The organism is Oligella sp. HMSC05A10 (assembly GCF_001808335.1).
In the GTDB taxonomy this organism is placed as follows: domain Bacteria; phylum Pseudomonadota; class Gammaproteobacteria; order Burkholderiales; family Burkholderiaceae_B; genus Oligella; species Oligella urethralis.
In genome coordinates, this window is record NZ_KV792918.1 from 1 (window position 1) to 701 (window position 701).

Consider the following 701-nt stretch of genomic DNA (forward strand, 5'->3'; position numbering starts at 1 on the left):
GCCGTGTGAGTGGCCCCTCAGCTGATTTGCTTGTAGGTCAAACATTGGCCGGTGGTGCTGTTGGTTTACGCGGTCAGTTCGATATGGGTGGACGGTGGGGGCAATGGTACTACGATCTCTTTGTTGGTACACCATTAAAGAAACCGTCCGCATTTAAAACTAAAAACACCGTGATTGGCTTTACGGTAAATTATTCTTTCTAATAAGTGTCTTATGAATAACTCTTTTTATAAAATTATCTTCAATAAGAGTCGTGGCCAATTGATGGTGGTCAGCGAGATCGCACAGGGGCAAGGTAAAAATACAGCTAAGAACTGCGCGGTGAGCGTCTCGTCCAGTCCATTATATGCGCCGCTAAAAGCAATGATCTTAAGTTTGTTGGTCGCTACCGGTGTGCTGCTTGATAATGAAGCAGAGGCACAAATTCGCGCTGATAAGGCAGCGCCGACTCATCAGCAAGCAACTATTTTACAAACAGCCAATGGCTTAGATCAAGTGAATATTCAGACGCCGACAGCAGCCGGGGTTTCAGTCAACCAGTTCAGCCAATTTGATGTACAACAGCAAGGCGCAATCTTAAATAATAGCCGTCAGTCAACACAGACGCAGCTTGCCGGTTGGGTGCAAGGTAACCAGCATTTAGCGCGTGGCGAAGCGAGTGTGATTGTGAACCAAGTCAATAGTCGGGCGCCGAGTCGATT

Annotated in this window: 1 protein-coding gene and 1 pseudogene; both read left to right on the plus strand. The window is 47.1% G+C overall.

The features are described from left to right. Positions 1 to 203, plus strand: a pseudogene (locus HMPREF3144_RS05460) (ShlB/FhaC/HecB family hemolysin secretion/activation protein); the annotation flags it as partial. Between the two features lie 10 nt (positions 204 to 213). Then, on the plus strand, positions 214 to 701 hold a 488-nt coding region (locus HMPREF3144_RS05465), incomplete at its 3' end, for a two-partner secretion domain-containing protein (RefSeq protein ID WP_083290398.1).